The sequence below is a fragment of the Bradyrhizobium monzae genome, from assembly GCF_021458635.1.
Taxonomy (GTDB): Bacteria; Pseudomonadota; Alphaproteobacteria; order Rhizobiales; family Xanthobacteraceae; genus Bradyrhizobium.
On record NZ_JAIRDQ010000001.1, the window covers coordinates 64,018 to 81,936 of the forward strand.

Annotated in this window: 21 protein-coding genes; 10 read left to right on the forward strand and 11 right to left on the reverse strand. The window is 63.9% G+C overall.

Annotated features, from left to right (window positions below; all coding sequences use genetic code 11):
* The first annotated feature begins 115 nt into the window (after positions 1-115).
* Complete coding sequence (locus K3F49_RS00330; protein WP_234678808.1) at positions 116-721, forward strand: TetR/AcrR family transcriptional regulator; 606 nt, start codon at positions 116-118, stop codon at positions 719-721.
* A 211-nt stretch (positions 722-932) separates the two neighbouring features.
* Here the strand turns inward: K3F49_RS00330 and K3F49_RS00335 are convergent, their stop codons facing one another.
* Both K3F49_RS00335 and K3F49_RS00340 read right to left on the reverse strand, forming a co-directional pair.
* Positions 933-2,306 carry a PleD family two-component system response regulator gene (locus K3F49_RS00335; protein WP_234678809.1) on the reverse strand — a complete coding sequence of 458 codons (1,374 nt, stop codon included), beginning with the start codon at positions 2,304-2,306 and terminating at the stop codon, positions 933-935.
* Positions 2,307-2,320: 14 nt separating this feature from the next.
* Positions 2,321-2,686, reverse strand: a complete 366-nt coding sequence (locus tag K3F49_RS00340; protein WP_008566616.1) for a response regulator — start codon at positions 2,684-2,686, stop codon at positions 2,321-2,323.
* 263 nt (positions 2,687-2,949) lie between these two features.
* On the opposite strand from K3F49_RS00340, the gene K3F49_RS00345 reads away from it, so the two are divergent.
* Complete coding sequence (locus K3F49_RS00345) at positions 2,950-3,261, forward strand: DUF3572 domain-containing protein (RefSeq protein ID WP_234678810.1); 312 nt, start codon at positions 2,950-2,952, stop codon at positions 3,259-3,261.
* Positions 3,258-4,562: a DNA polymerase IV gene (locus tag K3F49_RS00350; protein WP_234678811.1), complete on the forward strand. Its 1,305-nt coding sequence runs from the start codon at positions 3,258-3,260 to the stop codon at positions 4,560-4,562. The genes K3F49_RS00345 and K3F49_RS00350 overlap by 4 nt, the downstream gene beginning before the upstream one ends.
* A 207-nt stretch (positions 4,563-4,769) precedes the next feature.
* Here the strand turns inward: K3F49_RS00350 and K3F49_RS00355 are convergent, their stop codons facing one another.
* Entirely contained in the window at positions 4,770-5,177 is a 408-nt protein-coding gene (locus K3F49_RS00355; protein ID WP_234680543.1) for an ACT domain-containing protein, read from the reverse strand.
* A gap of 473 nt (positions 5,178-5,650) precedes the next feature.
* On the opposite strand from K3F49_RS00355, the gene K3F49_RS00360 reads away from it, so the two are divergent.
* On the forward strand, positions 5,651-6,100 hold the full coding sequence (locus tag K3F49_RS00360) for a hypothetical protein (RefSeq protein ID WP_234678812.1): 450 nt from the start codon (positions 5,651-5,653) through the stop codon (positions 6,098-6,100).
* 500 nt (positions 6,101-6,600) lie between these two features.
* On the opposite strand, the gene K3F49_RS00365 is transcribed toward K3F49_RS00360, so the two are convergent.
* Together K3F49_RS00365 and K3F49_RS00370 are read right to left on the reverse strand one after the other, a co-directional pair.
* A complete protein-coding gene (locus K3F49_RS00365) occupies positions 6,601-7,002 on the reverse strand; it encodes a RidA family protein (protein WP_234678813.1) in 402 nt (133 codons plus the stop codon).
* Between the two features lie 71 nt (positions 7,003-7,073).
* Positions 7,074-7,916: a cell envelope integrity EipB family protein gene (locus tag K3F49_RS00370; RefSeq protein WP_234678814.1), complete on the reverse strand. Its 843-nt coding sequence runs from the start codon at positions 7,914-7,916 to the stop codon at positions 7,074-7,076.
* Positions 7,917-8,169: 253 nt separating this feature from the next.
* On the opposite strand from K3F49_RS00370, the gene K3F49_RS00375 reads away from it, so the two are divergent.
* Genes K3F49_RS00375 through K3F49_RS00390 form a run of 4 tightly spaced genes read left to right on the forward strand, consistent with a single transcriptional unit; the run spans position 8,170 to position 11,167 of the window.
* A complete protein-coding gene (locus K3F49_RS00375) occupies positions 8,170-8,637 on the forward strand; it encodes a RidA family protein (RefSeq protein ID WP_234678815.1) in 468 nt (155 codons plus the stop codon).
* 10 nt (positions 8,638-8,647) lie between these two features.
* Positions 8,648-9,394: a glycerophosphodiester phosphodiesterase gene (locus K3F49_RS00380; protein ID WP_234678816.1), complete on the forward strand. Its 747-nt coding sequence runs from the start codon at positions 8,648-8,650 to the stop codon at positions 9,392-9,394.
* Positions 9,395-9,448: 54 nt separating this feature from the next.
* Positions 9,449-10,690 carry a GNAT family N-acetyltransferase gene (locus tag K3F49_RS00385; protein ID WP_234678817.1) on the forward strand — a complete coding sequence of 414 codons (1,242 nt, stop codon included), beginning with the start codon at positions 9,449-9,451 and terminating at the stop codon, positions 10,688-10,690.
* Between the two features lie 51 nt (positions 10,691-10,741).
* Positions 10,742-11,167, forward strand: a complete 426-nt coding sequence (locus K3F49_RS00390; RefSeq protein ID WP_234678818.1) for an HIT family protein — start codon at positions 10,742-10,744, stop codon at positions 11,165-11,167.
* Positions 11,168-11,170: 3 nt separating this feature from the next.
* On the opposite strand, the gene tsaA is transcribed toward K3F49_RS00390, so the two are convergent.
* The 4 genes from tsaA to K3F49_RS00410 form a co-directional block, all read right to left on the reverse strand.
* On the reverse strand, positions 11,171-11,662 hold the full coding sequence (gene tsaA, locus K3F49_RS00395; protein ID WP_234678819.1) for a tRNA (N6-threonylcarbamoyladenosine(37)-N6)-methyltransferase TrmO: 492 nt from the start codon (positions 11,660-11,662) through the stop codon (positions 11,171-11,173).
* A gap of 32 nt (positions 11,663-11,694) precedes the next feature.
* Positions 11,695-12,045: an AzlD domain-containing protein gene (locus K3F49_RS00400; RefSeq protein WP_234678820.1), complete on the reverse strand. Its 351-nt coding sequence runs from the start codon at positions 12,043-12,045 to the stop codon at positions 11,695-11,697.
* Positions 12,042-12,782 carry an AzlC family ABC transporter permease gene (locus K3F49_RS00405; RefSeq protein ID WP_234678821.1) on the reverse strand — a complete coding sequence of 247 codons (741 nt, stop codon included), beginning with the start codon at positions 12,780-12,782 and terminating at the stop codon, positions 12,042-12,044. Before K3F49_RS00405 ends, K3F49_RS00400 begins: the two co-directional genes overlap by 4 nt.
* A 99-nt stretch (positions 12,783-12,881) precedes the next feature.
* On the reverse strand, positions 12,882-13,787 hold the full coding sequence (locus K3F49_RS00410; protein WP_234678822.1) for a lytic transglycosylase domain-containing protein: 906 nt from the start codon (positions 13,785-13,787) through the stop codon (positions 12,882-12,884).
* Between the two features lie 156 nt (positions 13,788-13,943).
* On the opposite strand from K3F49_RS00410, the gene K3F49_RS00415 reads away from it, so the two are divergent.
* Together K3F49_RS00415 and K3F49_RS00420 are read left to right on the forward strand one after the other, a co-directional pair.
* Complete coding sequence (locus tag K3F49_RS00415; RefSeq protein ID WP_452100144.1) at positions 13,944-14,960, forward strand: TRAP transporter substrate-binding protein; 1,017 nt, start codon at positions 13,944-13,946, stop codon at positions 14,958-14,960.
* 73 nt (positions 14,961-15,033) lie between these two features.
* On the forward strand, positions 15,034-15,672 hold the full coding sequence (locus tag K3F49_RS00420; protein ID WP_234678824.1) for an HAD family hydrolase: 639 nt from the start codon (positions 15,034-15,036) through the stop codon (positions 15,670-15,672).
* Here the strand turns inward: K3F49_RS00420 and K3F49_RS00425 are convergent.
* Both K3F49_RS00425 and K3F49_RS00430 read right to left on the reverse strand, forming a co-directional pair.
* Complete coding sequence (locus K3F49_RS00425) at positions 15,669-16,709, reverse strand: phenylacetaldoxime dehydratase family protein (RefSeq protein WP_234678825.1); 1,041 nt, start codon at positions 16,707-16,709, stop codon at positions 15,669-15,671. The genes K3F49_RS00420 and K3F49_RS00425 overlap by 4 nt on opposite strands.
* 27 nt (positions 16,710-16,736) lie before the next feature.
* Positions 16,737-17,753 carry a carbon-nitrogen hydrolase family protein gene (locus K3F49_RS00430; protein WP_234678826.1) on the reverse strand — a complete coding sequence of 339 codons (1,017 nt, stop codon included), beginning with the start codon at positions 17,751-17,753 and terminating at the stop codon, positions 16,737-16,739.
* Positions 17,754-17,919: the final 166 nt, after the last annotated feature.

Here is a 17,919-nt window from a genome sequence, read left to right on the forward strand (position 1 = left end):
TGGGCACGGCACGCGTGCCGGCGTCTGCAATTCGCGTCGATTTTGGTTACACAGACCTGTGTAATTAGTCTATAGAAGGGTCGGACTGTCAAGCGAAGAGGACGTATCCGGCCGCATGGCTCCCCCGCCCGCCCCACAGACGATGAAAGAGCGGATCCTCGAGACCGCCGACAAGCTGTTCTATCTGCAAGGCATTCGCGCCATCGGCGTCGACACCATCGCCGCCGAGATCGGCATCTCCAAGCGCACGCTCTACAACCACTTCCCATCCAAGGATGCGCTGATCGCGGCTTATCTGGAGCGCCGCTTCGTCCACGCGCGCCCCTCCGAGAAGCCGCCGGCCGAGCAGATTCTCGGCACCTTCGATTCGCTGGAGCGGCGTTTTGCAGCGAAGGATTTTCGCGGCTGCCCGTTCGTGAATGCAGTTGCCGAGCTCGGCCCCTCCGACCGCGCGGTGAAGAAGATCGCCATCGCCTTCAAGGAAAGCCGCCGCGTCTGGTTTCGCGAGCGGCTGACCGAGCTAGGTGTTGCGGAAGCGGACGCGCTCGCCACGCAGCTCGTGCTGCTGGTCGACGGCTCGATCGCGCAGGATCTGGTGCGCGACGATCCTGCGATGGCGCGCGCGGCGAAGGACGCGGCGAAGGTGCTGCTGCGGAATGCGGGGGTGGATGTTGGTGGTGATGCGCCGAAGCTCGTGAAGGGCAAGCACGCACCGCAATAGCCGCTGTCGTCCCGGACAAGCGCAGCGAAGCGGAGCGCAGATCCGGGACCCATACGCCGCAGCAATAGTTTGGCGAAGACTCGGGGTTATCTTCCGGCGCGAAGACCGTTCATCCCCGATAAATCACGCGGTATGGGTCTTTGCGTTCGCAGGGACGACACTGAGTGTTTCGCCGGGACGACTGCAGTATGGGCGCGCAGCCCCCTCGGCCTCACGCCGCCTGCGACACCACGCGATTGCGCCCGTCGTGCTTGGCGCGGTAGAGCGCCGTGTCGGCGCGCTTCAGGACATCACCCACCGCCTCGCCCTTCTGCTCCAGCGTGGTGAGCCCGATCGAGATCGTGACCTCGATGCGCTTGGTGCCCTTGTGGACGGCGAACGGCTCGCCGGCGATCGAGCGGCGCAGGCGCTCGGCGACCATGCCGGCGACGTGGAGATCGGTCTCCGGCATCACGATGACGAACTCCTCGCCGCCGTAGCGGCAGGCGAGATCGATGCCGCGGATCGACTTGCGGACACGCACGGCGAATTCGCGCAGCACGTCGTCGCCGGCGTCGTGGCCGTAATTGTCGTTGATCGACTTGAAATAGTCGATGTCGAGGATCATCAGCGCCAAGGGCTTGCCGCGGGTCGAGGCCTGCTCGGCCAGCGTCGCCAGGTGGCTCTCCATGTAGCGGCGATTGTGCAGGCCGGTGAGCGCGTCGGTGATCGCCATCTCGATCGAGTTCTGCACGTTGTCGCGCAAATGATCGGTGTAGCGGCGGCGGCGGATCTGGGTGCGGGCACGCGCAAGCAACTCGGTCTTGTCGATCGGGCGCAGCAGATAATCGTTGACGCCGATCTCGAGGCCGCGGAGCAGCCGCGTGGCATTTTCCGCTTCCGCGATCGCCAGGATCGGCACGTGGCGGGTGCGCTCCAGCGAACGCGCCTGGCTGCACAGCCGCAGGCCATCGAAATTGTTAAGATCGAGCGAGACGATCAAGAGATCGTAATTGCCTTCGGCGGCGTGGAACAGCGCTTCGGTAGGATTCGGCTCGACGTCGATGGTGTGCTCGGCGGCGAGGATCGTCGCCAGCCGCTCATAGGATGATTGCCGGTCGTCGACCAGCAGGATGCGGCCGCCCTTGCCTGCATCGGCGATGGCGCTGCGCTCGGGCGCCTGCATGCCGATCTCGAGCGAGGTGATGGCGCGCATGCGCAGCTCGTCCGTCATCATCTTCAGCCGCGTCAGCGAGCGCACGCGCGCGATCAGCACGACGTCGGAGACGGGCTTGGTCAGGAAATCGTCGGCGCCGGCTTCAAGTCCGCGGTTGCGGTCGGACGGACTGTCGAGCGCAGTGACCATCACGACGGGAATGTGGTGCGTGGCCGGATCGGTCTTGAGGCGGCGACAGACTTCAAAGCCGTCCATGTCGGGCATCATCACGTCGAGCAGGACGATGTCGCATTCGGCGCGGCTGGCCAGCGCCAGCGCCTCGGTGCCGTTCGAGGCGGTCATCACGTCGAAATATTCGGCCGAGAGACGGGCTTCGAGCAGTTTGACGTTGGCGGGAACGTCGTCGACGACCAGGATACGCGCGGACACTGTGAACTCACTTCCTATCCGATAAAACGCCGGACCGTCTCAATGAATTTGCCGACCGAGATCGGCTTGGACAAATAGGCTTCGCATCCGCCCTCGCGGATGCGCTCTTCGTCGCCCTTCATCGCGAACGCCGTGACCGCGACGACGGGAATGGCGCGCAGCTCCGGATCGTCCTTGATCCAGCGCGTCACCTCGAGCCCCGACACCTGCGGCAATTGGATATCCATCAGCACCAGGTCAGGCCGCATCTTGCGCACGAGGTCGAGCGCCTCGTAGCCGTTGCTGGTGCCGGAGGTCTGGTAGCCGTGCGCCTCCAACAGGTCGCGGAAGAGCTTCATGTTGAGCTCGTTGTCTTCCACGATCAGGACGGTCTTAGCCATCCCGCCCTCCTGATTGGCACGAAGCCCTATACATGTGACGCCTCAGGCGCCGCTTTCCGGCGCTTCGAAAACTGGATTCAAACTAGCCTCAGATTCGCTTGAGTTTCGTTAAACCCGAGGGGCCACTTTCTGCGATGTGGTTTCCAGTTGCTTGTCCGGGCCAGCAAGACTCGGGCCCGAGACTCAGTCCCGAGACTCGGTCCCAAGACTCGGGCATATTCCAAAGTAGACACCGAAAGTTAACGGAAAGGCAAACTGGGCCCGTGAAAAAGCCTGTTCACAACCCTCGCGAAGTCGCTGAAATCGTTGCGATTCAGGCGTTGTCCTTTATTGCGGGCGACCCTGAAAGGCTGGGCCTGTTCCTGGCTGAGACAGGTGTCGGCCCGGAGACGCTGCGGAACGCTGCCTCGGACCCCAATTTCCTGCTCAGCGTGCTCGATTTCGTGCTGCGCGATGACGACACCGTGAAGACTTTTGCCAAGGCCTCGGAACTGCATCCGACCAACGTTGCCGCAGCGCGGCAGGTGCTGGGCGATGCGCTCGGCGACCGGACCTGGGAGCGCGACGTGCCGTGAGCGCCGTCGATCCGGCCGGGCCCCGCTGCTTCTGCCGGGATTGTCTGGCCGATCTGGACATGAGCGTGCAGAACTTGGGCCTGCGGCGCTGTTCCGCCTGCGGCTCCCCTCGCCTCGTCCGCCACCGCGCGCTCGCGGGCCTGACCATCGCCCATATCGACTGCGACGCCTTCTATGCGAGGGTCGAGAAGCGCGACAATCCTGACATCGCCGACAAGCCCGTCATCATCGGCGGCGGCAAGCGCGGCGTGGTGTCGGCCGCCTGTTACATCGCGCGCACCTATGGCGTGCGCTCGGCGATGCCGATGTTCAAAGCGCTCGAAGCCTGTCCGCATGCGACCGTGATCGGGCCGGACATGGCAAAGTATGTCCGCGTCGGACGCGAGGTGCGACAGGCCATGCAGGCGCTGACGCCGCTGGTCGAGCCGCTCTCGATCGACGAGGCTTTTCTCGATCTCTCCGGCACCGAGCGGGTGCACGGCATGATCCCGGCCAAGGTGCTGGCGCGCTTTGCCCGCGACGTCGAGCGCGACGTCGGCATCTCGGTCTCGGTCGGCCTGTCCTGCAACAAGTTCTTGGCCAAGATCGCCTCCGATCTCGACAAGCCGCGCGGCTTTGCCGTACTCGACCGGGAGGAAGCGCGTTTGATGCTGGCTTCGAGGCCGGTCGGCTTCATCTTCGGCGTCGGACCTGCGACGCAGGAGCGCCTCGTGCAGCGCGGCTTCCGCATCATCGCCGACCTGCAGAAGGCCGACGAAATCGAGCTGATGCGGCAGTTTCCGAGCGACGGCCGCCGGCTGTGGCGGCTCGCCCGCGGCATCGACGACCGCCGCGTCGAAGCCGATCGCGGCGCCAAGACGATTTCGAGCGAAACCACCTTCGAGACCGACATCCGCGATTTCGTGGCGCTGGAAAAGATCCTGTGGCGGCTGTGCGAAAAGACGTCGTCACGGCTCAAGAGCAGTGAGCTTGCCGGATCAACCGTCACGTTGAAGCTGAAGACCGCCGACTTCCGTCAGCGCACGCGCTCGCAATCGATCGCCGCACCGACGCAGCTTGCTGCAAAGATCTTTTCGATCTGCCGCGAGATGCTGGCGAAAGAAATCGACGGCACCGCCTTCCGCCTGATGGGCGCCGGCGTCAGCGCGCTCCGCGACGGCTCCCCCGCCGACGACACCGACATGCTCGACCGCCGCGCCGCGCATGCCGAGCGGGCCGTGGACAGCCTGCGCAAGAAGTTCGGCAGCGCCGCTGTCATTCGAGGTATCGCGTATGACGGGCCGGAGAAAGCGCAGGAATGACTTGGCTGCCCGCTCGACTCAGTCGCGTTCGAAGATTTGCGCACCCGGATAAACAAGTTGAAGGTATTTTTTGGGGTGAAAGTCTATGCTTATTTGCGCCTTCGGTCGTAAAGCTCCTTACGATGATAAAGCGGTCGCCGAGTTTTCGTTTTGTTGCCGATCCTCAAGCATTTCTTGAGGGGCTGGACCAATCTGACGAATAAGGGCTCAACCCATCCTACCGGCCGACATCTCCCGCAGGAGCGCCATCGCTTCATCGGCCCGGTCGACAGGCACGAAGAGATGATCGTGGTGAAAGGCCGATACGGCGTTCACGCTGATCCCGGCCGCGGCCAGACGCGCAGTGAGGGCTGCCAGGAAGCCCACTGCATCGAGCGCGGAGTGAACCGTCAGGGTGATCAGGCGCGAGGCGAACGCGTGGGCCAGTCCTGCGGCTTCGGCTTTCTCACGCAGGATGACCAGCGTCGTCCCTTCCTGCTCACGGAACGTTAGCAGCGGATTGATTGCTGCGGGAATGCTTGCGCCCGGCGCAAGCGTGCAAAACACGAAGATGCCGTCCAGCATCTCCGGCTTCATGCTCTTCAGCAGCGCATCAAGATCGCGTTCGCCCGTCACCATTCCAGCCCTCTAGCCGCGCGAGCGGCTGTTGATGCCACGACCAACATACCTTGGTATATCGCCCCTAATCCTTCTAGTACGCCGACCTTATCTGTTCGGCTGTCCATTCCACATGCCCATTCGAATGCACTGATTGGCGCCTACTTTGCGTTTCGCTCACGTAAGCCCAGTATGCATCTCGTCGGCTCTGCCGATTTTCCGGTTGCCACATTGGAAAACGGTAATCGCGCTCATTGGCGAAGCGAAAGTCGACGGCTCCAATCCGGTAGTGCTTCGTGTGAAGATCAGGGAATCTCTGCTCGATGTGAGCCATAATTTGATCGTTCATTGCATTGTCGAGGAACCCCCGATTTCCCTCAGCGCGAAGATATGCCGTCCATTGATCTGGATGCTCTTGCTTGTAGGAATCGATTAGCGCAGTAAGTTCACCGGTGGACCACTCTCTTAGGCCCATATCGCGTCCCGGGCGCGTGGATCTGATCGTCATTGTTGGCCGCATGATTAAGTGCTCCCAGTACCTACCTGCCAAGCAATCATCGCTCTCTCAGGCTCTCTTGCTTATACCGCAGCAGCGGCGACATCACATAGGCGAGTTTCTGTCGTACCTGGAGAGCGATGTCCCTGACTTTTGGACAGAGATTCGGGAGGTCTACGATGAAATTGGCTTTGCGGAAATTTCGATTGTGGGGAAATTTCGTGAGCTGACGGCGAGCCGATTTGCTGTGCCCGAAGACCTTGATTGTTCAACAATCTCTGCGGGGATCGTGGAAGAGATGGATCGCTTGTTTCACTTCAGAATGATGCGCCCCGAAAATCGAGAGAAAATGTGGCGCCTTCAGGAAGATTGGATGGCCGCAAAAGAGAGCATGACGTTCGATGAATGGCGCCAAAGCGTCCAGCACGGGCGAAAGGCTAAGTAGTCTTAAGAACAATCTCAGCGAAGCTGCGAGTTACGGTGACAGTGCACTTAATTGTCGTAAATCCGAATTAGATTGCGCGTTAAACTTATCGATCTGACGATGCCGCGACGCGGCGGGCGGTGACAGCGCTGGACTGTCGCTGAAATCCCTGAAGTGAGATAGTTGCAGTGACGGTGCCGGACCATCGCCTAAATTGGCGGCACCGCAATCGCGAAGTAGCTGGTTCAGCATGAAATGAGGGGCGCTCGTTCGTCGGATTCCGAAAGCCGAAACGTCGGGGCGGCCAGCCCGTACCGCATTTGAAAAACGCCAGCATGGCAGAGTGCCACTGTTTTGCCCGACGCGTCAACTAAAATTCGTAAAAGACGAAATTAAGGTCACCCTGTCCCGTTTGGCAGCTGCGTTTCTACTGTGCATGGGGTTGTTTTCACGTTTTGCGGGAGCACGTGCCGGAGCGGCTCGTCCATTCTTCCTCAGCCTGAGACCGCCCGGCTGCGCACTCAATCCGCAACTGCAATCGCCTCGATCTCGATCAGCCACTCCGGCGCCGCAAGCGCGGTGACGCCGACGAGCGTCGAGGCCGGCGGCTCCATGCCTTCGAAGAAGGCCGAGCGGGCCTTGCCGATGATCGGGCGCAGCTCGGGCTCGTAGCCGACGACGAAGGTCGTGATCTTGACGATGTTGCTGTAGCTCGCGCCGGCTGCCTTCAGCGCATGACCGAGATTCTGCATCACCTGCGTGGTCTGTGCGGCGAGATCGCCCTCGCCGACGATCCGTCCCTCCTCGTCCACCGACACCTGGCCGGAGATGTAGATCGTGCGCGCGCCGGAGGCGGTGACGACGTGGGAATAAGCGGGATTGTGGTGCAGACCGCTGGGGCGGAGATGATCGAGCTTCGGCATGGGCGGGCTCCCGGAGTTTTTGGTTGGGAGGGAGCCTAACTGGAGATGGCGTTGACGGCTAGTGTCGCCGCTCAATTGCAGGGCTTGCTGTCCTTGACGTCGAACTTGCCCATCGCACCGGAAATGACGAAGTCGTTGTAGTCGAGCACGAGCTGGCGGGAGACGCCGTTTTCGTAGAGCTCGAACGACATCGCATAGACCGGCGTCTGCTCGCCTTCCTTCTGCTGGACCTCACGGTCGAAATAGCTGACGGTCACCGGCCAGCGCTGCAGCGTTTTCATGTGCTCGTCCGACGTCGACGGATCGGGCGAAGCGGTGCGCTCGGCGGGGATCGGCTGACCGATCACGGTCAGCGTGTTGTAGACCTTCTGGCCATCGTCGGAACCGTCATAGACGGACAGCTCCAGCAGCGATTTGCCCTCTTTGGCCGCCGCAATGATGTGCTGGATCTGCTCGGTCGGGAACACGATCTTGCCGTCGAGGGTGAAATTCTTCGGTGCCGGCAATTTCAGCTTGACGTTGATGTGGTCGCCGTCGCGTTCCGCCGAGCCGGCGACCAGGCCGGCCTCGGTCTCGTTCATCCGCGTCTCGATCTTGAAGCGGTAGCTTTTCCCGGTGGCGTCCTCCCAGGAATTGGAGCGGAGATCGCTGAGCGTGACCTTGCCCTCGCCGCTGTCGAGCTCGGAGACCTGGCGGAATTCGGACGTGTAGCCTTCGCAGCTGCTGCCGGCGAAATTGTAGAGGATGCGGCCACGCGCGCTGTTGATGGAATTGGAGCGCGATTTGACCAGGCTCAGATCGTAGAGCGCCTGGTGCGCAAGGAACGGACCGTTCGCGGCATGGACGCCACCGGCGCCGAGCGCGGCCGCCGCGAGCGCCATCACACCGAGGGAAGTCCGGAAAAGGTGAACCATGTCTGTTCCTTGGGGACGCGCAGATTCGGCACTTTAATGGCCGTTCCATTGCGTCGCAACTACGGCAGTTTCACGTAAAGTTGCGCCTCTCCGTTGAACCTCCTGACCTGCCTTGAGAAAATCAGTCCCACCTCGGCGTCCGACCGCTCTATCGGCTTGCTTGCATGTGGCGGCATGATGGGCGAAACAGGGCGCGTCCGGCCGTCACCAGGCGCGCCGGAGCGGATGAATTCCTGGACATCGAGGTCGAGACATGGCGGGCACGGTCGAGCAGAAACTGGCGGAACAGGGCATCAAGCTGCACGACGCCCCCACCCCCGTCGCCAACTACGTACCGTTCGTACGCACCGGCAATCTGCTGTTCGTCTCCGGCCAGGTCTGCTTCGATCCCGCCGGCAAGCTGATCGCCAAGGGCAAGCTCGGCGCCGGCGTCTCGATCGACGACGGTGCAGCGGCCGCGCGTGGCTGCGCCGTCAACCTGCTCGCCCAGGTCAAGGCAGCGCTCGGCGACCTCGACAAGGTCGTGCGGGTGGTGCGCCTCGGCGGCTTCATCAACTCGGCGCCGGATTTCCTGGACGGGCCAAAGGTTCTCAACGGCGCCTCCGACCTGATGGTCGCGGCCTTCGGTGACAAGGGCCGCCACGCCCGCACCACCGTCGGCGTCGCCTCGCTGCCCGCGGATGCGGCGGTCGAGGTCGAGGGCGTGTTCGAGGTCGCCTGAGGTCCGCATCGTGCGTGCTCCGGATTGGCTGACAGCGCGGCCGGTCGCCCATCGCGGCCTGCATGACATTTCGCGTGGCATCGTGGAAAACATGCCGGGCGCGGTGCAGGCTGCGATCGCCTGCAATTTCTCGATCGAGGTCGACATCCAGCTCTCCGCCGACGGCGAGGCCATGGTGCACCACGACCACGCGCTTGGCCGCCTCACCGAGGCCAGCGGCCCGGTGGTCGCAAAAACCGCGGCCGAGCTGAGGGCCGTCAAGTTCAGGGATACGCCTGAACGGATGATGTCGCTCAGCGACCTCTGCGCCATGGTCGCCGGCCGCGTGCCGCTGGTGATCGAGGTGAAGAGCCATTTTGACGGCGACCGCAAGCTGGTGAAGCGGATGACCGAGGTGCTGGCGTCGTATCAGGGGCAAGCGGTCGGGATGTCCTTCGATCCCGACCAGGTGCTGGCGCTGCGCGAGCTGCTGCCCTCCCGCCCGCGCGGCATCGTCGCGCAGCGGAGCTATGAGGACGAGTACTGGGCCTACCTGACGCAAGCGCAGCGCGACAGCATGCTGTACCTGCGCCACGGCTTCCAGACCCAGCCGCATTTCGTCGCCTTCAAGGTCGACCACCTTCCGGCGCCCGCCCCTTGGATCGCCAGCAACGTCTTCGGCTGCGCCCTGCTTGGCTGGACCGTGCGCACGCCGGAGCAGCGGGCGCGGGTCGGGCAATATGCCGATCAGATGATCTTTGAAGGCTTCGTGCCGTAGCCTTGATGTTCCCCACCCTTGAAGTCGCTGCTGCAATGCACGATCTTGGGCGCAATGGGATCATCTGACATCACGCTGGAGGCCGTACCGTCCATTGGCGAAGTATCGCCGGAGGATTGGGACGCCTGCGCCAATCCTGGCAAGGCCTGCAACGGGCATGGCGCGGGAACCTCATCCGGGCTTTCAGGCGATTCTCGCGGCCTTTTAAAGCTTGCCTATAACCCGTTCGTATCTCACGCGTTTCTTTCCGCCGTTGAGAAGTCGGGTTCAGCCACGATCCGCACCGGCTGGGGACCACGGCATCTGGTGGCCAAGATCGACGGCCGCGTGGCCGGCGTCGCGCCCTGCTATCTGAAATCGCATAGCCAGGGCGAATATGTTTTCGACCGCGGCTGGGCCGACGCCTATGAACGCGCCGGCGGACGCTATTACCCGAAGCTGCAGGTCTCAGTTCCCTTCACGCCTGCGACGGGGCCGCGGCTCCTGGTGCGCGACGGCGTCGACCGCGAGCGCATCACGGACGCACTGGCGAGCGGCCTGGTGGCGCTCTGCGGCGTCAGCAAGGCCTCCTCGGTCCACGTCACCTTCGCCCGCGAGGCAGAGTGGAAGCTGCTTGCCCGGCACGGCTTCCTCCAGCGCACCGACCAGCAGTTCCACTGGCGCAACGAGGGCTTTGACACCTTCGACGACTTCCTGGCGACGCTGAATTCCCGTCACCGCAAGTCGATCAAGCGCGAGCGGCGCGATGCGCTCGCCGCCGGCGTCACCATCCACTGGCTCACAGGCAAGGACATCACCGAGGACGCCTGGGACGCTTTCTTCGCATTCTACATGGAGACCGGCTCGCGCAAATGGGGCCGTCCCTATCTCACGCGCGAATTCTTCTCGCTGATCGGCGAGACCATGAGCGATGACGTGCTGCTGGTGATGGCCCGCCGGAACGAGCGCTGGATCGCAGGCGCGATCAACTTCATCGGCTCGGACACGCTGTTCGGCCGCAACTGGGGCGCGGTCGAGCATCATCCCTTCCTGCATTTCGAGGTCTGCTATTACCAGGCCATCGACTTCGCCATCAACCGCGGCCTCACACATGTCGAGGCCGGTGCGCAGGGCGAGCACAAGATCGCGCGCGGCTACCTGCCGCGGACGACGCATTCCGCGCACTTCATCGCCGATCCCGGTCTGCGCCGCGCCATCGACGATTACCTCAAGCGCGAGCGCGCCTATGTCGCGGAGGCGGGACGGGAGCTGGCCGAGCTCGGCCCCTTCCGGAAAGGCATCGACGAGGCGCCTTGACGCGCGCACCGGGCTGGTAACAGTTAGCGCAGAATCTTTGGAGCTGCCGCCATGACCACCTACGACCCCGACAACATCTTCGCAAAGATCCTGCGCGGCGAGTTTCCCTGCCACAAGGTCTACGAAGACGAGCATGTCTTCGCCTTCCTCGACATCATGCCGCGCGTGCCCGGCCACACGCTGGTGATCCCGAAGGCCCCTGCCCGCAACATCCTCGACATCAAAGCCGACGACTACGCCCACGTTGCCCGCGGCACGCACAGAATCGCGGCTGCCGCAATGAAGGCGTTCAAGGCCGACGGCATCACCGTGCAGCAGTTCAACGAGGCCGCCGGCGGACAGGTGGTGTTTCATCTCCACATGCACGTGCTGCCGCGCCACGACGGCGTGGCGATGCTGCCGCCTGCCAGCCGCAAGGAAGACGTCAAGGTGCTGGAAGAGAATGCAACGAAGCTGATCGCGGCGCTGAAGAGCTGATCGTCACTCCGTCTGAAAATCCCCCGACTGCGGCGCAGCCAGTGGCGTGAACTCGCAGCGGTCGGGCTTGAGGTCGATCAGCGGCGTGTTGTCGATGCAGTCGAGCCCCCGCACCAGGATCGCATTTCCCTCGATGCCGACCAGCTTCACGATCGAGGTGCCGATCGGATTGGGCCGCACCGGCGAGCGCAGCGAAAACGTGCCGCGGGTCTTCTCGTTGTTCTTCGGACTTTGCAGCACGATGTCGCGGCGCGACTTGTCGAGCCAGTAGAGCACTTCGAGATTGCTGTAGAAATCGACGCCCTTGATCGCGGGCACGAACGGCTCGAAGATTTCGAGGCGGCATATCGGCCCGTCCTGGCGTCCCTGCCGCGGCGTCTCCAGCCGCGAGGTCCAGGGCGTGCGGATGCGACCAATGAAGACGAGGCCGGCATCCTGCGTCGACGGCAGCTCGATGGCGACCTCGCCCTCGCGGAGTTCGTTTTCGCGAACCATATTCCCAGTTCCTTGGCTGTTCGGAGGCGGTTTTAGCCCAACCACCACTGGCCGGCCAGCATGAAGGCTTCGCCGGCGACAACGCCCGCAAAAATGGAGCGGCGGGTCAGCAGGAACACGACCAAGCCGGCGCCGACTGCGCCGTAGCGCAAGCCATCCGGCACGCTCGCGAGCGCGCCTGGCGGCTCGACCACGATCTGGGCGATGACGCCGGCCAGGATCGCGGTCGCGACCGCCCTCACCCAGACCAACAGCTCGGATCCCTCGTCGATGCCGCCGCCGAACCATAGGCCCAGCATGCGCCATATTTGGTTGGGAATGACGCCGGCGACGAACAGCACGACCAGCGCCTGCCAGTCGCCGACGAGCTGCGCGGCACTCATGCGCGCACGTCCCGCCACCAGTGCACGCCATAAGCGATCGTGCCCGCCGCCAGACCGCTGACGAGGATGTCGAGGCCTGAATTCATCTTCGCGGCCAGCGGATAGAGCAGAACCCCAAGCGCGAGCGCGACGACATCGGCGACCTCGCGGCAGTTGCGCGCGGTCGAGAACAGGAAGGACAACGGCGTCAGCAGAAGAATCGCAGCGCCAAGCGTCCGCGTCAGATTGGCGGCGAGGAAATAGCCGATCGTGTTGGCGGTCAGACACACCGAGACCAGACCGAAGCCAAGTCCGTTCACGAAGGCGATGCGCCGCTCTCGCGGCACTTGCGGCAGGAAGCGATGGCATTCGACCCACAGCGTCACGGCCGTCAGATGCGCCGCGAAGAACAGCTCGCGCCGCTTGGTCGTCGGCGTGCGCATCAGGGGCAGCACGGAGACCACCATCGGAAACAGCCGGATCGCGCTGACGGTGACCGCGATCGCCGACTGGATCACGGTCGCGCCCGAGCCGAGCGTGGTGATCAAAATGATCTGTGCCGGCCCGGCCCAAACGAACAGTGTCGAGCAAAGCGCCCAGACCAGACTGAAATGGCTGTCATGGGCGAGCGCGCCGATGCCGAGATAGGTCGCGAACAGGACGAGCGTGAGGATCGTCTGCGTGATCGAACGCAGCCCCCAGGTGAAGGCGCGCCACGAACTTTGCCATTGGGGGGAATCGAGCGGAGGAAGCGCCACGGGACGGCCGGCTGAGGTTGCGGAATCGTGGCCGCATAACGGGCAATGCGGGCGGCCGCGTCAAGGAAGCGCGCGGCGGGGCTGGCATGCGCGCGCCCCTTACCCGCTCACGCCCCGGTTCTTCAGCACGAAGCACGCCCCGCCCGCTTTCCGGATGCGGTTGCAGAGATCGTCCGCTTCGGGCCGCGTGTCGGTGCCGATGCGCACCTGGTAGAAGGCGTGCGAACCGCGGCTGCGTACCACCGAACTTAACAGGCTCGGATCGCGCTCGCCGATCACGGCGCTGAGGCGCGTGACGGCGCGGGAATACATCGCCAGCGCCTTGTTGCGGTCGAAGCCGGCGGCGAGCTGAACGCCCCAGATCTTGGCGGCAGCGAGCTCGACATGCTGCTCGAGCTCGGCAACGAACGGGTTCGGCGCACGCTTCAACAGCGCCATCAGATCACGACAGCTCGTTGGCGGTGAGCTCGGCGGCCCCTTGCCGGTGCTGCCGGCCTTGGCCCATGCGTCAACCGTCGCGCCGGTGATGGCGTAAACGTAGTTGCGCGTCTGCTCCGGCATGCCGCCGGTGCCGGCGAGCCATTCCTGCACCCGCCGCGGGCCGGCGTTGTAGGCGGCGGCGGCCAGGCCGAGATTGCCGAACTGGTTGCGCAGCTCGTTCAGGAACTCGGCCGACTTCGGCAGGGCCTGAACCGGATTGAAGGGATTTAGAAGCCCGCGCTCGCTCGCCGTGCCCGGCATGAACTGCGCGATGCCCTGCGCGTGCTCGCCGCTGCGCGTCATCGGGCCCACCGCATCGGCCTGGAAGCGGCTCTCCTGCCAGATGACGCGGGCGAAGAATTCCAGCGGCAGATTGGCGTCGCGCGCGGCCGCCTCCACGATCAGGCAGATCGATTCCCGCGTATCGCTCTCGCGCGCATCGGCGGCCTTTTGCGGCGGCATCGCGAGCTCCTCGACGCTCGGGACGGCGACGTTGGTCTTGGCGGGCGAGCTGTCCCATGCCATCGCGTGTGTCGCGGATACGAGCAGCGCGGGGATGATGCGTGATGCAATTCGAGTCAGTCGTGCCCAAGTATCGCCGTGGCGCGTTCCGGCGCGGCATGCAACAAGGTGATCTGCCATGTCGTGGCGTCGTGCCATGGTTAGACGAGTTGCCAATCTATGCTGCCTGACCTGCTTCTCCCAATGCGTTCCCCTGCCAAACGGATCCGTGCGATCCTCGCCCTGGCATTGTTGATTCTGTCCGCCGCGCCAGCCATGGCGCAAGTGAGCTGGCGGATGACCACCGAATATCCCGAGAACAACATATCCGGGATCGGGCTCACCAGTTTCGCCGATCGCGTGACCGCGCGCACAAACGGTTTCGTGAGCGTGACCAATGCCTTCGACAATCAGCTGAAGATCAGCTCGGGCGAGATGCCGCGCGCGGCGCTGGACGGCCGGATCGCCCGCGGCGACGCCTTTGCGGGCGCGCTCTCGGGCCTCGACCCCGTGCTCGGCCTCTCGACGCTACCCTTCCTGGTGCAGTCGGTCGACCTCGCCCATGCCGCCAACTTGCGCGCACGGCCGCTTTACGAAAAGGCCCTCGCCGCCCGCGGCCTCAAGCTGCTCTATCTGACGATCTGGCCGGCCACGGGCCTGTGGTCGGATCGCGCGCTCGCAGGCGCCGACGACCTGCCAAAACTCAATATGCGTGCTTACGATGCCAATTCCAGCGAGGTGATGAAGGCGGCCGGCGCCAACGCGCAGTTCCTGCCGATGGACAAAGCGCTTGCCGGCCTGAAGGAGCATCAACTGAACGCCTTCCTCACCTCCGGCGATGGCGGTGCGGGACGCAAGCTGTGGGACTTCCTGCCGTATTTCACGGCCATCAACTACGCGATGCCGGTCTCGATCGCCTTCGTCCGCACCGAGGCATTCACCGCGCTGCCAGAGCAGATGCAGCGCGAGGTGCTTGCGGCCGCCGCCGACACCGAGCAAAGCCAGCTCGCGCTCCTGGCCCATCGTACGACCGAGAATTATGCGCGCATGCGCGACAACGGCGTCAAGATCGCCGAGCCCGCGCCGCCATCGCTGGTCGCGGCACTTCGGAGGGCCGCAACGGCTACGATCGCCGCCTGGGAGGCGCAGGCGGGCGCGGATGCCGCTGCGATCGTCGAATGGGCGAAACAGCAATGACGGGAACGGCCCTTGACTTGAGACCCGATCCGGCTAGCAACGGACCGGCAGTTTCAATGTGGGCCAGCTCCCAATGGCGACTATCTTCTTCGATCTCGACGGCACGCTGACCAACCCGAAACCCGGGATCACCCGCTCCATCCAATACGCCCTGGAGCGGCTGAACCTCGCGGTGCCGAGTGAGGACGAGCTGACCTGGTGCATCGGGCCGCCGCTGCATGCGAGCCTGAAGAAACTCACCGGAACCGACGCACTGGCCGATCAGGCGCTCTTGCTCTATCGCGAGCGGTTCAGCGATATCGGCCTGTTCGAGAACGAGGCCTATGCCGGTATTGTCGACACGCTGACGACGATTGCCGCGAGCCGTCAGCGCATGTTCGTCGCGACCAGCAAGCCCGCTCTCTACGCCACCCGCATCGTCGATCATTTTGGACTGAAGCCGTACTTCGAACGCGTGTTCGGCTCCGAGCTTGACGGCACGCGTGTCGACAAGCGCGAGCTGCTGCGCTACGCGCTCGATGAGACCAAAGTGGACGCGAACAGTGCCATCATGATCGGCGACCGCAGCCATGACGTGGTCGGCGCCCGAACCAACGGCATGACCGCCATCGGCGTGCTCTATGGCTATGGCAGCGAAGCCGAACTCAAGGACGCCGGCGCGCATCACATCTGCGCCGTGCATCCGGAGTTGCTCGGCCATTGCGTCACCTAAGCGGCGACCGTCTCGACCGCCGCAAGCATCCCCGTCTTGGGGTGACAGTTCAGATACTCGAAGAACTGTTCATCGACAGCTGCCACCGTGACCTCGTGATAGAGCCGCAGCTTGGCTGACGGCCCGAGCGTCGAGAGGTACTTCATCGCCGCACCGAAGATCTTGACGTGCGTCGGATGCGATTCCGCCCAGCGCTCCAGGGCGGCGAGACTTTTCCACCAGCTCTGACCGTAAGATTTTTCACTCGCCTTGCCATCGGGCGAGAGCACTTGCATGTAGCGGTTGGCATAGCAGCCGATCGCGAGACCGTCGTCGCGCAAGAAATCCATACCCTCGCGGAGCACCGGCTCGACGTCGTCGAGATAGAGCTTGCGCTCGGACGCCTCGGTATCGCTCCAGTCCTGCCCGGAGCGGATCAGACAGAGATTGTCGTTCGCCTTCACACGCAGCCGCGCACCATCACGGATCACTTCCGGATTGCCGCCCGGCGACATTGGGTCGGTCTGCGACAGCGGAATGCGATCGCGCATGCCGCCCCAATAGGCATGCTCTTGTACCTCGCCGCTCATGCCGTCGGCGATCACGGCAACACCCTCGGGCCTGCCGAGCGAAGAGAACAGCGTCTCATGCCGCGCCACCGTAGGACGCAGCACCTCGATGAAGGTGCCGATGCCGTTGCGCTGCTTTCCGGTCCACGCCTCGCGTGCCGGCGCAAACCAGCCGTCGAACCGCCCGATGTCGTCCCAATAGGCGACCGAGACAATGTTCGCGTGGCCGGCCTGGTCGACATAGTGCGCGCGGTCCCAATGCGAGGGACCACCTTCGCCGACGAACAGCCCGGCGATGTCCGCGAGCGCTTCCGTCGCAGCCGCCGGGGTCGCTCCACGATACTGCACGCCGAAATAAGCCATCACGACGCGGCTCACGACGGGCTTGTAACGCGCCACGAACGATGGATATGGCGGCTGGTAATCGTCCGGCACGCGCTTGTGGCGTGTGCGCTCGGTTTCGAGATGCATGGGAATTGCGGATTCCATGATCGTGCCTCTCCTTGATCGCAGCGATCAACTGGCTGCCGCGTTGATGTCTGTGGGCTCAATGGTATCCACCGGCAGCGCGAACTGCTCGACGCGCTTGTACGGCTTCTTGTTGAGCAGCAGCCGCGTGACGTCGGGCCGCGAATAGTGCCCGGCTGGATCGGCGGCGTTCTTGGCCACGCCGATGGCGCCAAGGTCGATCTCCGCGATCAGCAGCCCCTCCTGGTCTGGCGCCAGCCTGTCGCCGATCTGGCTGCCGTCGGGACCGTAGATCGCGGCAAAGCCGCCGCCCACATGCAGCAGCGCGTTCTTGTCCGGCCGGTCGCAGAGTTCGTCGATCATCGCCTGCGATACCGTCGCGCAAGGTGCGAGCACGAAGCAGGAGCCCTCCACCGCATAGACGCGCGAGGCGGCGTTGTTGACCTCGGCGCCGAGCGCCGGCGCAAAGGGGTCGTACAGCGAAAAGCTCGGCCAGGCCGCCACATGCACCTGCTCGTTCTGAGCGTACATCGCGTATTTCGACAGCGGCTGGAGATGCTCCCAGCAGCACAGCGCGCCGATGCGGCCGATGTCGGCGCGCGCATGCACCGCAAGATCGCTGCCGTCGCCCTCGCCATAGACGGTGCGCTCGGCATGGGTCGGCCGCAGCTTGCGGCGTTTTGCAATTGTCTCGCCATCCGGCCCGATCAGCCATTGCGCCAGATAGAGGCTGCCGCCATCGCGCTCGGACAACCCGAACACGGCCGTAAGCTTCGCTTTCCGCACCGCATCTCGCAACTTCTCGGCCTGCGGGTTGTCGTAAGAGAGCGAATTATCAAAGTAGCGCTGCACGAAGCCGCGACCGATTGCCCAGGCCGGCGAGTCCATCCAGATATGCCAGGGGTAACCGGGGATGAAGGCTTCCGGGAAGGCGATCAGCTTGGCGCCCTTCTCCGCCGCGTCCCTAATCAGCGCGATCGACTTGTCGATCGAGGCGTCGAGGTCGAGCCAGGCGGGTGCCGCCTGCACCACCGCGACCTTGTATTTCGGATGTTCGATGCCCATTGCCGCCTCCATTGCCGGTTGATCGGAGACCACGTCCGATGCAGTCTATTGGGCCAAACCGGGCGGCCGCGCGCTCGACCGCGACGGAACAAAAACTCGACTGGCAAAAACTCGACTGGAAGGATCGCCGCCCCGGTACGGAACTTGCCTGCGGTCAGGCCGGATC

Excerpts from the sequence above, each read along its gene's own strand:
- K3F49_RS00415 (WP_452100144.1), top strand. The coding sequence starts at position 13,944 with ATGCTGCCTGACCTGCTTCTCCCAATGCGTTCCCCTGCCAAACGGATC.
- K3F49_RS00400 (WP_234678820.1), bottom strand. The coding sequence starts at position 12,045 with ATGAGTGCCGCGCAGCTCGTCGGCGACTGGCAGGCGCTGGTCGTGCTG.
- K3F49_RS00330 (WP_234678808.1), top strand. The coding sequence starts at position 116 with ATGGCTCCCCCGCCCGCCCCACAGACGATGAAAGAGCGGATCCTCGAG.
- K3F49_RS00425 (WP_234678825.1), bottom strand. The coding sequence starts at position 16,709 with ATGGAATCCGCAATTCCCATGCATCTCGAAACCGAGCGCACACGCCAC.
- K3F49_RS00420 (WP_234678824.1), top strand. The coding sequence starts at position 15,034 with ATGGCGACTATCTTCTTCGATCTCGACGGCACGCTGACCAACCCGAAA.
- K3F49_RS00390 (WP_234678818.1), top strand. The coding sequence starts at position 10,742 with ATGACCACCTACGACCCCGACAACATCTTCGCAAAGATCCTGCGCGGC.
- K3F49_RS00430 (WP_234678826.1), bottom strand. The coding sequence starts at position 17,753 with ATGGGCATCGAACATCCGAAATACAAGGTCGCGGTGGTGCAGGCGGCA.
- K3F49_RS00375 (WP_234678815.1), top strand. The coding sequence starts at position 8,170 with ATGGCGGGCACGGTCGAGCAGAAACTGGCGGAACAGGGCATCAAGCTG.
- tsaA (WP_234678819.1), bottom strand. The coding sequence starts at position 11,662 with ATGGTTCGCGAAAACGAACTCCGCGAGGGCGAGGTCGCCATCGAGCTG.
- K3F49_RS00370 (WP_234678814.1), bottom strand. The coding sequence starts at position 7,916 with ATGGTTCACCTTTTCCGGACTTCCCTCGGTGTGATGGCGCTCGCGGCG.
- K3F49_RS00365 (WP_234678813.1), bottom strand. The coding sequence starts at position 7,002 with ATGCCGAAGCTCGATCATCTCCGCCCCAGCGGTCTGCACCACAATCCC.
- K3F49_RS00410 (WP_234678822.1), bottom strand. The coding sequence starts at position 13,787 with ATGGCATGGGACAGCTCGCCCGCCAAGACCAACGTCGCCGTCCCGAGC.
- K3F49_RS00385 (WP_234678817.1), top strand. The coding sequence starts at position 9,449 with ATGGGATCATCTGACATCACGCTGGAGGCCGTACCGTCCATTGGCGAA.
- K3F49_RS00340 (WP_008566616.1), bottom strand. The coding sequence starts at position 2,686 with ATGGCTAAGACCGTCCTGATCGTGGAAGACAACGAGCTCAACATGAAG.